General features: G+C 69.7%; 12 protein-coding genes. 9 read left to right on the top strand and 3 right to left on the bottom strand.

Going from position 1 to position 14,896, the window contains the following annotated elements; translation table 11 throughout:
- Window positions 1–195 precede the first annotated feature (195 nt).
- Window positions 196–654: a MarR family winged helix-turn-helix transcriptional regulator gene (locus DCE93_RS02290; RefSeq protein WP_108594457.1), complete on the top strand. Its 459-nt coding sequence runs from the start codon at window positions 196–198 to the stop codon at window positions 652–654.
- Window positions 651–1,898: an MFS transporter gene (locus DCE93_RS02295; RefSeq protein WP_244284220.1), complete on the top strand. Its 1,248-nt coding sequence runs from the start codon at window positions 651–653 to the stop codon at window positions 1,896–1,898. Before DCE93_RS02290 ends, DCE93_RS02295 begins: the two co-directional genes overlap by 4 nt.
- Window positions 1,899–1,985: 87 nt before the next feature.
- Here the strand turns inward: DCE93_RS02295 and DCE93_RS02300 are convergent, their stop codons facing one another.
- Complete coding sequence (locus tag DCE93_RS02300) at window positions 1,986–3,008, bottom strand: LacI family DNA-binding transcriptional regulator (protein WP_165906124.1); 1,023 nt, start codon at window positions 3,006–3,008, stop codon at window positions 1,986–1,988.
- Between the two features lie 269 nt (window positions 3,009–3,277).
- Between DCE93_RS02300 and DCE93_RS02305 the strand changes: the two genes are divergently transcribed.
- From DCE93_RS02305 to DCE93_RS02325, 5 genes are all read left to right on the top strand, one after another.
- A complete protein-coding gene (locus DCE93_RS02305; protein ID WP_108594459.1) occupies window positions 3,278–4,636 on the top strand; it encodes an ABC transporter substrate-binding protein in 1,359 nt (452 codons plus the stop codon).
- A gap of 114 nt (window positions 4,637–4,750) precedes the next feature.
- Window positions 4,751–5,716: a carbohydrate ABC transporter permease gene (locus tag DCE93_RS02310; RefSeq protein WP_108594460.1), complete on the top strand. Its 966-nt coding sequence runs from the start codon at window positions 4,751–4,753 to the stop codon at window positions 5,714–5,716.
- The gene (locus DCE93_RS02315; protein ID WP_108594461.1) at window positions 5,713–6,708 is read left to right on the top strand and encodes a carbohydrate ABC transporter permease; all 996 of its coding nucleotides are present in this window, start codon (window positions 5,713–5,715) and stop codon (window positions 6,706–6,708) included. Before DCE93_RS02310 ends, DCE93_RS02315 begins: the two co-directional genes overlap by 4 nt.
- A gap of 110 nt (window positions 6,709–6,818) precedes the next feature.
- Window positions 6,819–8,543 (top strand): alkaline phosphatase D family protein, encoded by a 1,725-nt coding sequence (locus DCE93_RS02320; RefSeq protein ID WP_108594462.1) that lies wholly within the window; start codon window positions 6,819–6,821, stop codon window positions 8,541–8,543.
- A 66-nt stretch (window positions 8,544–8,609) separates the two neighbouring features.
- The gene (locus DCE93_RS02325) at window positions 8,610–10,541 is read left to right on the top strand and encodes an ABC transporter ATP-binding protein (protein WP_244284221.1); all 1,932 of its coding nucleotides are present in this window, start codon (window positions 8,610–8,612) and stop codon (window positions 10,539–10,541) included.
- Window positions 10,542–10,568: 27 nt separating this feature from the next.
- Here DCE93_RS02325 and DCE93_RS02330 read toward each other — a convergent pair whose 3' ends face one another.
- The gene (locus DCE93_RS02330; protein WP_244284222.1) at window positions 10,569–11,321 is read right to left on the bottom strand and encodes a DUF305 domain-containing protein; all 753 of its coding nucleotides are present in this window, start codon (window positions 11,319–11,321) and stop codon (window positions 10,569–10,571) included.
- Window positions 11,318–12,001 (bottom strand): DUF3105 domain-containing protein, encoded by a 684-nt coding sequence (locus DCE93_RS02335; protein WP_108594463.1) that lies wholly within the window; start codon window positions 11,999–12,001, stop codon window positions 11,318–11,320. The genes DCE93_RS02330 and DCE93_RS02335 overlap by 4 nt, the downstream gene beginning before the upstream one ends.
- A gap of 234 nt (window positions 12,002–12,235) precedes the next feature.
- Here DCE93_RS02335 and DCE93_RS02340 point away from each other — a divergent pair, with 234 nt between their 5' ends.
- A complete protein-coding gene (locus DCE93_RS02340) occupies window positions 12,236–13,603 on the top strand; it encodes a cystathionine beta-synthase (RefSeq protein WP_108596542.1) in 1,368 nt (455 codons plus the stop codon).
- A 63-nt stretch (window positions 13,604–13,666) separates the two neighbouring features.
- Window positions 13,667–14,875 carry a cystathionine gamma-synthase gene (locus DCE93_RS02345; protein WP_108594464.1) on the top strand — a complete coding sequence of 403 codons (1,209 nt, stop codon included), beginning with the start codon at window positions 13,667–13,669 and terminating at the stop codon, window positions 14,873–14,875.
- Window positions 14,876–14,896 lie beyond the last annotated feature (21 nt).

A 14,896-nucleotide genomic window follows, 5' to 3' on the forward strand; every position in this document is an offset into this window, starting at 1 on the left:
TTCGATGGATGGTTCCAGGTGCGGGGTGCGCCGGCGGGTGGCGGCGAGCCCGTTCGCCGTCTCGGTGCGCCGTCGAGGTGCGCCGTCGAGGTGCGCCTCGTCAGCGACATCCTGTCGGCGATCGCGGGATCGGCGCGGGGGGCGCGCCGATGCGTCGGACGAATATGTATAGCCGGGCTATGTATAATTCAACTCATGACGCAGCACGAACTCCCCACGGTGCTCGGAGACCTCGTCTTCGTGACCCACCGACTCACCCGCCTCGCCGCCGCCGTCACCGGAAGCACCGAGTCGCCCGCAGTGTGGCGCACACTCGGCGTGCTGCGCGACCTCGGGCCGATGCGCCTCGGCGAGCTCGCCCGGGTCAGCCGAGTCACCCAGCCGACCATGACGAAGATCGTGAACGCCCTCGACGAGCGGGGCTGGATCCGCCGCATCGCCGACTCGAGCGACGCCCGTGCCTGGCTCATCTCCGCCGACCAGCGAGGGCTCGCGGCGCTCGACGCCTGGCGCGCAGAGCTGGGCCGCGCCCTCGCCCCGACCTTCGCCGACCTCGACGACACCGAACTCGACACCCTCGCCGACGCCGTCGAGATCGTGCGCGCCCGCCTCGAGCGTGCGGGCGACGCCGCGAGCACCGGGGTCGTCGCGTGAGCGCCGGCCGCGGCGCGTCCCCCTCGATCCTGAAGCAGCCGAAAGCCGTCTGGGCGGTCGCGGCCGCGAGCGCGATCGCGTTCATGGGCATCGGTCTCGTCGACCCGATCCTGCCCGCGATCGCCGAGAGCCTCGAGGCCACGCCCACCGAGACCGAGATGCTCTTCACGAGCTACCTGCTCGTCACCGGGCTCGCGATGTTCGGCACGAGCTGGGTGTCGAGTCGCCTCGGCGCGAAGAAGACCCTGCTCATCGGTCTCGGCATCATCGTGGTGTTCGCGGCCGCGGCCGGCCTCTCGCAGAACGTCGAGTCGATCATCGGCTTCCGCGCGGGCTGGGGCCTCGGCAACGCGCTCTTCATCTCCACCGCACTCGCGACGATCGTCGGCGCGGCGGCCGGCGGATCCGCTTCGGCGATCATCCTCTACGAAGCGGCGCTCGGTCTCGGCATCGCGATCGGGCCGCTCCTCGGCGGGCTGCTCGGTCACCTCAGCTGGCGAGGGCCGTTCCTCGGCACGGCCGCGCTCATGGCGGTCGGGCTCATCGCCATCATCGTCTTCCTGAACGACGACGCGGATGCCTCGGGCGCCGGGCGACCCGAGCCCACGCGGCTCTCGGCGCCGCTGCGCGCCCTCCGCCAACCCGCTCTCGCCGTGCTCGCCGGTGCATCGCTCTTCTACAACATCGGCTTCTTCGTGCTGCTCGCCTACTCGCCGTTCCCGCTCGGCTTCGACGCCCTCGGCCTCGGCTTCACCTTCTTCGGGTGGGGCGTCGCGCTCGCGGTCACCTCGGTCTTCCTGGCGCCGGCGCTGACGGCACGAATGCGGCGCACCACCGTGCTGGGCATCGCGCTGCCGACCCTCGCCGCCGTGCTCGTGGCGGGCGGATTCGCGATCGACGAACCGGGCTGGCTCGTCGTGTGCATCGTGGTGGGCGGACTCGTGCTCGGCGTGCTCAACACCGTGCTGACCGAGTGCGTCATGGAGGCGACCGACCTGCAGCGCTCGGTCGCGTCGAGCGCCTACTCCGCGGTGCGGTTCCTCGGCGGGGCCGTCGCGCCGCCCGCCGCCGCCGAGCTCGCGCGGCTCATCGCGCCCTCGGCGCCGTACTTCGCGGCGGCCGGTTCGGTGCTCGTGGCGTTCCTCATCGTGCTGTTCGGGCACCGGGCGCTTCGCCGAGTGAACGGCGCACCCGAACCCGCGGCCGTCGAGGCAGAGGCGATCACGGTCGGCGACGCGGCCTGAGGCATCCGCTCCAACGCACGCCGCCGGCCGACACGCGCTCGACGGCGGCCTCGTCGATCGGGCTGTCGATCGGGCCCTCGATCGGGCTCAGCGCGGGGCGGCCGTGGAGCTCGCGCGCACCACGAGGCGCGTCGGCATCGGGGCGCCCGAGTCGGGCAGCGGGTCGGCCTCGGCGCCGTCGCCGAGCAGCCGCAGCACCACGTCGACCACCGCACGGCCCTGCTCGCCGGGGTACTGCTCGACGGTCGTGAGGTCGAACATCTCGGCGTACTCGTGCCCGTCGACGCCCACGATCGAGAGCTCGCGGGGCACTGCGATGCCGAGCCGTTCCGCCGCGCGCATCGCTCCGAAGGCCACCTCGTCGGATGCCGCGAACAGCGCCGTCGGGCGAGGCCCGGGATGCCCGAGCAACTGCAGCGCGGCGCGGTAGCCGCCCGGCATGCTCATCTCGGTCTCGACGACGTCGGCCGGTGAGGGGGTGAGTCCCGCGGCGGCCATGGCCTCGAAGAACCCGAGCTGCCGCCGGCCCGGTACCGTGGCCGGGGCCTCGCCCGCCCCGGTGCCGGCGAGGTGCGCGATGCGCGTGTGGCCGAGGTGCAGCAGGTGCTCGGTCGCGAGCTGGCCGACCGCCCGGTCGTCGACGGCGAGCCGTGCCGCAGCTCCGCCGCTGCCGCCGAGGCACACGAGCGGCTTCTCCCGGAGCTCGAGCGCGGACACCTCGTGCTCGGAGAGGTCGACGCCGACGGCGATCACGGCGTCGACCCGCTTGCGGGCGAGGAAGAACTCGAACACCCGATTGCGCTCCGGGCCCGAATGGGCGAGGTTGTAGAGCGTCAGGTCGTAGCCGGCGGCGAGGAGAGCGCGCTCGATGCCCTCGAGCACCTCTCCGAAGAACCACCGGTTCACGAAGGGGATCACCACGCCGACGTTCTTCGTGCGCCCGGTCACGAGGCCCGCGGCATCGGGTGAGGCGATGTAGCCGATCGTCGCCGCGGCGGCCACGACGCGCTCCCTCGTGTCGTCGGCCACGTACCCCCGGCCGCTGAGCGCCCGGGACGCCGTCGCCTTGGAGACGCCGGCGAGGCGCGCGACATCGCTGATGGCCGCCATCAGCGCCTCCCTTCGTCGGGCTGCTCCGAGCAGAGTGTACTGCCACGATCGGCGAATATGGAACCGGTTCCCGAATGACATCGCCGCGCGGACTCGCCGACACACGCCTCAATTGGGAGCGCTCTCCGCCAGTAGTGGCGGACTTCGATCCTCAGTGGCCGAACCGTGACCTCTCGTTACTTGTGAGGAGGGTCGCCGGTGTCATACCGTGGAGGCTGGAACCGGTTCCCGGCTTCGCCTGCACCACATTCACTCAACGAGGAGATGACATGAGAATCAGACGGCATCGCCGTTGGATGGCCCCCGTGGTGGCGGCCGCGGCGGTTGGACTCGCCCTCACGGGCTGTACCGGCGACATCGCCGGCGAAGACGCGGCCGACACCGACTGCGCCGACTACGAGGAGTACGGCACGTTCGACGACGCCGAGGTCACGGTGGCCGGAACGATCCTCGACCTCGAAGCCGATCGGCTGAGCGAGTCGTGGGCCGATTTCGAGACCTGCACCGGCATCTCGGTCGATTACCAGGGCTCGAGCGAGTTCGAGGCCCAGATCGCGGTGCTCGCCGAGGGCGGCAACGCTCCCGACGTCGGCATCGTCCCGCAGCCGGGTCTGCTGAACCGACTCGCCGCGGGCGGGTGGCTCATTCCCGCGTCGCAGCCGGTCGTCGACAACATCGATGAGTGGTGGGACCCCATCTGGAAGGAGTACGCCACCGTCGACGGCGAGGTGTACGCCGCTCCGCTGATGGCCAGCATCAAGGGCTACATCTGGTACTCGCCCGCCGAGTTCGAAGAGAACGGCTACGAGATTCCGGCGACGCTCGACGAGCTCACCGCCCTCTCCGAGCAGATCGCGTCCGACAGCGGTCGGCAGCCATGGTGCGTCGGGCTCGAGTCGGGTGACGCGACCGGATGGCCCGGCACCGACTGGATCGAGGACTACGTGCTGCGCCTGCACGGACCCGAGGTCTACGACCAGTGGGTCACGCACGGCATCCCGTTCAACGACCCGCAGATCGCTGAGGCCTTCGACGGCGTCGGCGCGTACCTGAAGAACGAAGAGATGGTCAACGCCGGCATCGGCAACGTGTCGACACTGGTCACCGAGGCCTTCCAAACCGGCGGGCTGCCGATTCTCGACGGCGAGTGCTCGCTGCATCACCAGGCCTCGTTCTACGAGACGTTCTGGAACCCCGATGGCGGTGACGCCAACACGGTCGCCTCCGACGGCACGGTCTTCGCGTTCCTGCTCCCGCCCGAAGAGGCAGGCGGCGGTCTGCAGGTCACCGGCGGCGGCGAGTTCCCGGTCGCGTTCCGCGACGCCGAAGAGGTCGAGGCGTTCCGCCACTACCTCTCGAGCGATCTCTGGGCGAACAACCGGGTCAGCCTCGGCGGCGTCATCAGCGCGAACAAGGGGCTCGACCCCGAGGTCGCGTCGAGTGAGCTGCTCGTGCAGTCGATCGAGATCCTGCAGAACCCCGAGACCACGTTCCGGTTCGACGGGTCCGACCTGATGCCCGGTGCCGTCGGCGCCGACTCCTTCTGGAAGGGCATCGTGGCCTGGGTCGGCGGTGAAGACACCGCTCAGGTGCTCGACACCATCGAAGCCAGCTGGCCGGCGAGCTAGTAGCGCGCAGCGCGCCGCACGCGGCATGATCGAGGGGCGGGGTTGCGAAACCCCGCCCCTCGTCACCCGGTTTGAACGACGACTCGGTTCAGTGAAGAACCTTTGGGAGGCACGATGACTACCCCCGATCTCCTCGGCAAGATCCTGCAGGTGGTGATGGGCCTCGTGGTGCTGGCCGCGGTCGTCGGCCTGCTCATCTTCTTCATCGACAAGGCACCCAAGAAGGGCCGCGACTACTGGCAGCTCGCGTTGTTCCTGCTCCCGGCGATGCTCTTCGTCGCGATCGGCCTGGTCTATCCCGCCATTCGCACGAGCTTCCTCGCGTTCCAGAACAATGCCGGCGAATGGTCGCTCGACAACTTCATCTGGATGTTCACCCAGCCCGCCGCCATCCGCACGCTCATCAACACGGTCCTCTGGGTGGCGCTCGCCCCGGTCATCTCGACGGTGATCGGCCTGGCCTACGCGGTGTTCATCGACAAGTCGCGCGGTGAGAAGTACTACAAGGTGATCCTGTTCATGCCGATCGCCATCTCGTTCGTCGGGGCGGGCGTCATCTGGGGCTTCGTCTACGACTACAACGGCGTCGGCGATCAGATCGGCTTGCTGAACGCGATCGTGGTCGCATTCGGCGGCGAACCGGTGCAATGGTTGCAGACCGACCCGATCAACACCATCCTGCTGATCGTCATCATGATCTGGATCCAGACCGGATTCGCGATGGTGCTGCTCAGCGCCGCCATCAAGGGCGTCCCCACCGAGCAGATCGAGGCGGCCGAACTCGACGGCACGAACGCCTGGCAACGGTTCATGAACGTGACCGTGCCGGGCATCCGAGGCTCACTCGTGGTGGTGTTCACGACCATCTCGATCGCCACGCTGAAGGTCTTCGACATCGTCAGAACGATGACGGCGGGCAACTTCAACACCAGCGTGGTCGCCAACGAGATGTACACCCAGGCCTTCCGCGCGAGCGAGATCGGGCGGGGGTCGGCCCTCGCGCTCATCCTGTTCGTATTCGTGCTCCCGATCGTCATCTACAACGTCAATGTGCTTCGCAAGCAGAGGGAGATCCGATGAGCAGCGTCGCCCCCGCCGACCTCCCGATCGACAAGGAACTCGCCGATGGTGAGGCGGCCGAGCTCGCCGAGAGAGAGCCCGGCACGAAGGCAGCGCGCGTCAAGAAGCGCCTCACGTCGCGCACCGCGACGATCGCGTCGCTCGTCATCGCCGTGGTCTGGACGATCCCGACGTTCGGCCTGCTGGTCTCGTCGTTCCGCCCCGCCGAGCTCATCCGCACGACGGGCTGGTGGACGATCTTCCAGAACCCCGGCTTCACGCTCGAGAACTACGCCACCGTGCTCTTCTCGACGTCGTCGTCATCACCGCAGCTCGGCTCGTACCTCGTGAACTCGATCGCGATCACCCTGCTCGGCACGCTGATCACGTTGGTCTTCGCGGCGATGGCGGCCTACGCGTTCGCGTGGATCAGGTTCAAATGGGTGAACTGGTTGTTCATCTTCGTGTTCGCGCTGCAGATCATCCCCCTGCAGATGTCGCTCGTGCCCCTGTTGCAGATCTTCTCCACGTGGCTGCGGCCGATGCAGGCATGGCTGCACGACATCGTGCCGATCATTCCCGAGCAGAACTACCTTCCGCTCTGGCTCGCTCACGCGATGTTCGGCCTGCCGCTCGCCATCTTCCTGCTGCACAACTTCATCTCCGATATCCCCGCCGACGTCATCGAAGCGGCGAAGGTCGACGGCGCGACGCACGGGCAGATCTTCTTCCGCATCGTGCTGCCGCTCGCGACCCCCGCGCTCGCGTCGTTCGCGATCTTCCAGTTCATCTGGGTCTGGAACGATCTGCTCGTCGCGCTCATCTTCTCGGGAGGCACGCAAGACGTCGCCCCGATCACCCAGCGATTGGCGGAGCTGGTCGGCACGAGAGGCCAGGAGTGGCAGTTGCTGACGGCCGCGGCATTCGTCTCGATCGTGATCCCGCTGATCGTGTTCTTCAGCCTGCAGAGATACTTCGTGCGCGGCCTGCTGGCCGGAGCCACGAAGGGGTAGGCCGCCCGCGCAGTAGACGGGCAGGGGGATGCGGATGCCGCAGGCGGGAGCCGCGGCATCCGCCATGCAACCCATGGCAGTGTGCGGCGCAACACGGTAGAACGGGATGCATGGCGGCCTCCCCACTGGTGCTCGGTCCGATGCTGCGGTTCGTCGACGAGACGTCCGCGAGCATCTGGGTCGAGACGCGAGCCGAGTGCCGCGTGACCGTCAACGCCGACGGTCGGTCCTGGCACTCCCGCAGCTTCGCCGTGCACGGTCATCACTATGCACTCGTCGAGGTCGACGGCCTCGAGCCGGGCGCGGCGCGACCCTACGACGTGCAGATCGACGGCCGGCGGGTCTGGCCCGAGGCGGATTCCGAATACCCGCCGCCGGTGATCGAGACACGCACGCCCGGGCGCCCGGTGCGGATCGCGTTCGGGTCGTGCCGCACGAGCATCTCCCACGATCGGCACGGGAACCGCAGGCACGGCGTCGACACGCTGCGCGCGTTCGCCCTCGCCGTCGCCGAAGGCCGGGCCGACCGTCCCGACCTGCTCCTCTTCCTCGGCGACCAGGTGTACGCGGACTCGACCTCGAAGGAGATGCAGGACTTCATCCGGAGCCGGCGCGACATCCACGAGGAGCCGGGGAAGGAGCTCAAGGACTACGAGGAGTACGGGCATCTCTACGAGCTCGCGTGGTCCGACCCGGCCAATCGCTGGCTTCTGTCGACCCTTCCCAGCGCCATGATCTTCGACGACCATGACATCCGCGACGACTGGAATGCCTCACTCGACTGGAAGCGGAAGATGGAGGCCACCTCGTGGTGGCACGGCCGCATCGTCGCCGGTCTGGCGTCGTACTGGGTGTACCAACACCTCGGCAACCTGTCGCCCCGAGCACGAGCGGCCGACGAGGTGTGGCGCCGCATCATCGGCCACGACGCGGCCGCCGAACTCGACCTCACCGACGTGCTCGACGAGTTCGCCGAGCGCTGCGACGCGGAGCCCGACGGCTACGGCTGGAGCTACTGCCGGGACTTCGACGACGTACGGCTGGTCGTCGTCGACTCGCGCGTCGCGAGGGACCTGACCCCGTCGGCTCGTGGACTGCTCGATGCCCAGGTGCTCGAATGGCTCGACGAACGCATGCGCGGTGGCTTCCGACACCTCCTCGTGGCAAGTTCGCTGCCATTCCTGTTGCCGATGGGTCTGCACCACGTCGAGGCCTGGGATGAGGCCGTCGCCCAGGGCGCGTGGGGCCGATCCGCCGCATGGGTCGGCGAACGCCTGCGCCAGGCGGTCGACCTCGAGCACTGGGCGGCCTTCCAGAACAGCTTCCAGGCCGTGGCCGGGATCGCGACGGCGGTCGCCGACGGTGAGCGCGGCCCAGCGCCGCAGACCGTGACGTTCCTCTCGGGTGACGTGCATTACTCCTTCCTGGCGGAGGTGGAACGCGAGACGGGAGGCCGCATCCTTCAAGCAGTCTGCTCGCCGGTGCGCAATCCGCTTCCGAGGCTGCTGCGTTGGTTCGCCGTCGTCATGTCGTACGGGGTGGTAACCCCGATCGGCGCGGCAGTTGCACGCTCGGCGAAGGTGCCCGACCCGCCGTTCCGTTGGCGCACCGTGAAGGGCCCCTGGTTCGACAACAATCTGGCGCTGCTCCGCGACGGTCCCGACGGGTTGACGATCACGTGGCACACGGGCGTGGTCGTCGACGGCGACGAGGCGCACCCCCGACTCGCGGACGTGGCATCCGTCGCCGTGCCGGCGAGGCGCGCGGCCGCACTGGTGTCGCACGGCGCGTTGTCGCGCCGGCCTCGACCATCGCGCAGGTCGATCACGCGCTGAGCGAACGCCCACGACAACGCCCTCGTCGGCGGGAGGCGGCGCCCGGGGGCGACGTAGGGTGAATCCATGAGCATGCATGGGGGAGCGCCTCGCGGCGGCGGCGCAGCCGTCGCCGGCGGCCGCGGCGGCGGAGGCGGCGCCCGCCGGGTGTTCGCGGCCGACGAGGATGCGCAGCGCGCGGCGAACGCCGAGGCGCCGCGCGTGCCCAACCTGCTGCGCCGCATCGGCGAGCTGTTCGCGCCGCACAAGGCCGCGCTCATCACGACCGTCGTGCTCGTGCTCATCGGCGCCGCGCTCAGCGTCATCCCGCCCCTGCTCACCCAGCGGGCGTTCGACGACGGCCTGTTCCCGGTCGATGCGAGCGGCGAGGCGACCGGCCCGAACCTGCCGGTGCTGGCGTCGCTCGTCATCGCGATGATCGCGGTGTTCATCGTCTCGGCCCTGCTCGGCGTCTGGCAGACCTGGCTCACCGCGACGATCGGCAACAAGGTCATGGGCGCCCTGCGAGTGCGCCTCTTCACGCACCTGCAGGCGATGGAGCTCAGCTTCTTCACCCGCACGAAGACCGGTGTCATCCAGTCGCGATTGCAGAACGACGTCGGCGGCGTCGCCGGCGTGCTGACGAACACGGTCTCGAGCGTGCTCGGCAACACCGTGACGGTGATCTCGGCGTTCATCGCGATGCTCATCCTGAACTGGCAGCTGACGATCATCGCGCTCGTGCTCATGCCGTTCATGGTCATCGCCCAGCGCCGGGTCGGCCAGGTGCGCGCCCGCATCGCGGGCAAGACGCAGGAGTCGCTGTCGGAGATGACCGCGATCACCCAGGAGACGCTGTCGGTCTCCGGCATCCTGCTGTCGAAGAGCTTCACCCGGCAGAAGAGCGAGATCGAGCGCTACGCCGACGAGAACCAGAACCAGATCGAGCTGCAGGTCAAGCAGCAGATGACCGGGCAGTGGTTCTTCGCGATGGTCAACATCTTCATGTCGTCGATCCCCGCGATCGTCTACCTGGTCGCGGGGTGGCTCGTCACCGGCGGCGCAGCGGATGTCACGGCGGGCACGATCGTCGCATTCACGACCGTGCAGGCGCGCCTGCTGTTCCCGCTCATGGGGCTCATGCGCGTCGCCCTCGACCTGCAGACCTCGAGTGCCCTGTTCGCCCGCATCTTCGAGTACCTCGACCTGAAGCCCGCGATCACCGACACGCCCGTTGCCCGGCCGGTACCGACGGGGCCGGCGCTCGGGCGGGTCGAGTTCGACGAGGTGTCGTTCCGCTACCCCGATGCCGAAGACGAGTCGCGTCCGACGCTCGACGCGGTGAGCTTCACGATCGAGCCGGGGCAGTTCGCGGCGTTCGTCGGGCCCTCGGGGGCCGGCAAGACGACGGTCTCGTACCTCGTGCCTCGGCTCTACGAGGCATCCGCCGGCGCCGTGCGCTTCGCGGGCGTCGACGTGCGCGACCTCGACCAGGAGTCGCTCATCTCGCACATCGGCATCGTGAGTCAAGAGACGTACCTCTTCCACGCCACGATCGGCGAGAACCTGCGGTACGCGAGGCCTGATGCCACCGACGCCGAGCTCGAGGCGGCGGCCCGCGCCGCGAACATCCACGAGACGATCGCCTCCTTCCCCGACGGCTACGACACGGTCGTTGGCGAACGCGGCTACCGGCTCTCGGGCGGCGAGAAGCAGCGCATCGCGATCGCGCGGGTGCTGCTGAAGGACCCGGCGGTGCTCGTGCTCGACGAGGCGACGAGCGCGCTCGACACGATCTCCGAGCGGGTCGTGCAGCAGGCGCTCGACGATGCCGCGCGCGGCCGCACCACGATCGCGATCGCGCACCGCCTCTCGACGGTGGTCGCCGCCGACGTCATCTTCGTGGTCGTCGCCGGGCGCATCGTCGAGCAGGGCACGCACGCCGAGCTCGTCGGAGCCGAGGGCGTCTATGCCTCGCTCTACCGGCAGCAGGAGGAACGCCCGGTGCTCGAGGGCTGAATCGGTGCGGGCGGTCGCGCTCGACGATCAGCCGGCAGGTGCGTTCGGCGACGAGTCGGCGGGGGCCCGCTCGGCGAGCATGCCGGTCATGAGCTCGATCTCCGAGTTCTGGCTGGCGACGATCGAGGTCGCGAGCGCGACGACGACGCCGTTCGAGGAGCGGGCGAGCACGGCGTCCGCCATCTCGACCGCGCCGCGGTGGTGGGCGATCATGAGCTCGAGGAAGCGACGCTCGGCCTCGACGCCGGTGAGGGCGCGCAGCTCCTCGACCTGGGCGGGCGTCGCGAGCCCGGGCATGGGGGCGCCGGGCGTATGGGTGCCGGGGGAGTGGCTGTCGGCGTCGGCGCCGTGCTCGCCGTGGGCGGCGGTGCCGTCGGATGCGGGCCGGGTCATCCACGTCATCGACGGCTCGGAGCCCGACTGCGAGAGGCCCCACTCGGCGAGCCAGCCGTACATCTGCCCGGCCTGCTGGGCCTGCGTCGTCGCGATGTCGTAGCCGAGCAGGCGCGCGGCGGGGTCGTCGGTCGCGTCGCGCACGATCATCGCGAGCTCGACGCCCTGCAGGTGGTGCACCTGCATGTCGCGGGCGAACCCGGCCTCGGCGCTCGTGTCGGTCGGGGTCGGTTCGGCGAGCGTCGAGAGCCGCCCGATCGAGAACGCGGCGATCGCCACGGCCACGAGGGCGAGGGATGCCACGACGATGGCGGCGACCCGACCGCCCCGGCGCCGCGCGGGGGCTGCCGCCCCGTCGCCGTCGGTGCTGGCGCTGCTGCCGGTCACGACACCTTGCCGGGCGCGTCGAACGCGCCGGTGCACATGGCGCCGGGCTCGGGCACGTTCTGGCTCTTCCAGAACTCCTCGAAGAATGCCGGGATGCGCGCGTCATCGACGTCGTCGACGGCGAGCTGCGTGTTCCAGCCGCTCAGCACGATCGGCGACGGGAGCCCCTCGAAGGGTGAGAGCACGACGTAGGTGGAGGGCAGGTGCTTCTTCAGCGACTCGAGCTCCGACGCCGACAGCGCGGGGTCGTAGGTCACCCAGATCGCACCGTGCTCGAGCGAGTGCACGGCGTTCTCGTTCGGCACCGGCTGCTCGTAGACGCCGCAGTTCAGCCACGCGGGGTTGTGCTCCCCGCCGGCGGGCGGGGTCTGGGCGTACTCGACGGCGCCCTCGACGTGACCGGCCTCGTTGTCGAACGTCTCGACGCCCTCGATCACGGTGCCGTCGCCGCCCGCGCCGTACGAGACCGGCTGCGGGGTCAAGACGATCGCGGTGATGATGAGCCCGACCACGGCGACGCCGCCGACGATGGCCGACCCGATGCCGATGCGCCGATTGCGCTTGGCCCTGGCCTCCCGCTTCTTGAACTCGGCGAGCTTCCGCTCGCGTTCAGCGGCGCGCTGCGCCTTCACGGAAAGCTGCTTCTTCACGGCGGGGGGAACGGGCGGGGTCGCGCTCACGCTTGGCCTCTCTCGATGGTTGTCGCTTCAATCATACGTACGCATACGCTGGGAGCACGCCGGGTCGAGGCATCCGCTCGCCCTTCGGCTCGGTGCGCCGAGCGGATAGAGTTGCCACGTGATCCTCGCGCTGTGTTGTCGCTGACGCCGACGTCGACCGACCCCGCACGCCCGATCGTTCGCCGCTCTCGTCCGCCGAGTGAGCGGCACGAGCCGACCAGCAAGGACACTGAGATGAAGTACGCAGAAACCATCGTCGATCTCATCGGCGACACCCCGCTCGTCAAGCTGCAGCACGTCACGAACGGCGTGACGGATGCCACGGTGCTGGTCAAGCTCGAATACCTGAACCCCGGCGGCTCCTCGAAAGACCGCATCGCCGGCCGCATCATCGACGCGGCCGAGCGCGACGGCAAGCTGAAGCCCGGCGGCACGATCGTCGAGCCCACCTCGGGCAACACCGGGGTCGGACTCGCGCTCATCGCGCAGCAGCGCGGGTACCACTGCATCTTCGTCTGCCCCGACAAGGTCGGCGAAGACAAGCGCAACGTGCTCACGGCCTACGGCGCCGAGGTCGTCGTGACGCCGACCGCGGTCGCGCCCGACAGCCCCGAGTCGTACTACGGCGTCTCCGACAAGCTCGCCCGCGAGATCCCCGGCGCGTTCAAGCCCGACCAGTACTCCAACCCCAACGGGCCGCGCTCGCACTACGAGACCACCGGTCCCGAGATCTGGCGCGACACCGACGGGAAGATCACCCACTTCGTCGCCGGCGTCGGCACCGGCGGCACGATCACCGGTACCGGGCGGTATCTGCGTGAGGTGTCCGAAGATCGCGTGCGCATCATCGGCGCCGACCCCGAGGGCTCGGTGTACTCGGGCGGCACGGGTCGCCCCTACCTCGTCGAGGGCGTCGGTGAAGACTTCTGGCCCACCGCCTACGACCCCGCAGTGCCGCACGAGATCATCGCGGTCTCCGACGCCGAGTCGTTCGAGATGACCCGGCGGCTCGCCCGCGAAGAGGGCATTCTCGTCGGCGGGTCGAGCGGCATGGCCGTGGTCGCGGCGCTCAAGGCCGCGGCATCCGCCGGCCCCGACGAGGTCTTCGTGGTGCTGCTGCCCGACGGCGGGCGCGGCTACCTCGGCAAGATCTTCAACGACAAGTGGATGCGCGCCTACGGCTTCTCGAACGCGCCCGCCGGTCACACGATCGCCGAGCTGCTCGCGGCGAAGGCCGACCGCACCGCACCGCTCGTCTACGTGCACCCCGCCGACACGGTGCGCGAGGCGATCGACCGCATGACCGAGACCGGCGTCTCCCAGCTGCTCGTGCTGACGGCCGAGCCGCCCGTGGTGCTCGGCGAGGTGCTCGGCGCGCTCGACGAGGAGACCCTGCTCGACCTGGTGTTCTCGGGCGAGGCCAAGCTCTCCGACGAGGTCTCGAGCGTGGTGGGCGAGTCGCTGCCGCTCATCGGGGTCAATGAGCCCGTGGCATCCGCTCGCTCGGCGTTCTCGACGACGTCGGCGATGCTCGTGACCGACGGCGGCAAGGCCCTCGGCGTGATCACCCGCACCGACCTGCTCAGCTACCTCTCGGCCTGACGGCCCGGCCGGCAGCGGCCCACATCTCTTCCTTCATCTCGACCGGAAAGGGGCTTCGCGCTCATGAACACTCCTGAGAACGCCGCATCGCGGGCTCGCTTCGACACGCTCGCGATCCACGCCGGGCAGGAGTTCGACCCGACCACCGGCGCGGTCATCCCGCCGATCTACCAGACCTCGACCTACGTGCAAGACGGCATCGGCGGGCTGCGCGGCGGCTACGAGTACTCGCGCGGCGGCAACCCCACGCGCACCGCCCTCGAGACCCAGCTGGCCGCGCTCGAGGGCGGCGAGCTCGGGCTCTCGTTCGCCTCGGGCCTCGCGGCGGAAGATGCGCTGCTGCGCACCGTGCTCGCGCCCGGCGACCACGTCGTCATCGGCAACGACGTCTACGGCGGCACGCACCGGCTCATCCGTCGCATCCACGGGGCGTGGGGCGTGCGGCACACGACGGTCGACACGAGCGACCTCGACGCGGTGCGTGCGGCGATCGAGCCGTCGACGAAGGTGCTCTGGGTCGAGACCCCGTCGAACCCCCTCATGAAGATCTCGAATGTCGCGGCGCTCGCCGAGCTCGGCCGGGCGGCCGGCGTGCTCGTGGTCGTCGACAACACCTTCGCCTCGCCCGCGCTGCAGCAGCCGCTCGCGCTCGGCGCCGACGTCGTCGTGCACTCGACGACGAAGTACCTCGGCGGGCACTCCGACGTCGTCGGCGGCGCGCTCGTGTTCGGCGCGGGCACCGGCGCCGGCGCGGGCTCTGCGCGACCCGAACTCGCCGATCTCGCCGAGCGCGTGACGTTCACCCAGTTCGCGGCGGGCGCGGTCTCGGGGCCGTTCGACGCCTTCCTCACCTCGCGGGGCATCAAGACGCTCGGGGTGCGCATGGAGCGGCACAGCCGCAACGCCATGGTGATCGCTCAGCGGCTCGACGAGCACGCGGGCATCGAGCGCGTCTACTACCCGGGCCTCGAGTCGCATCCGGGCCATGAGCTCGCCGCCCGGCAGATGTCGGGATTCGGCGGCATGCTCTCGATCGCCCTCGCCGGTGGCGGCGAGGCGGCCCGCCGGTTCGCGGAGTCGACCGAGCTGTTCCAGCTCGCCGAGTCGCTCGGCGGCGTCGAGTCGCTCGTCAACTACCCGTCGGAGATGACGCACGCCTCGGTGAAGGGCACCGACGCGGAGGTGCCCGAGTCGATCGTGCGTCTCTCGGTCGGCATCGAAGACGTCGACGATCTGCTCGCCGACATCGACGGGGCGCTCGCCCGCCTGTAGCCGCGGGGCGGCCCGCGCCCG

The organism is Agromyces badenianii (assembly GCF_003070885.1).
GTDB lineage: Bacteria > Actinomycetota > Actinomycetes > Actinomycetales > Microbacteriaceae > Agromyces > Agromyces badenianii.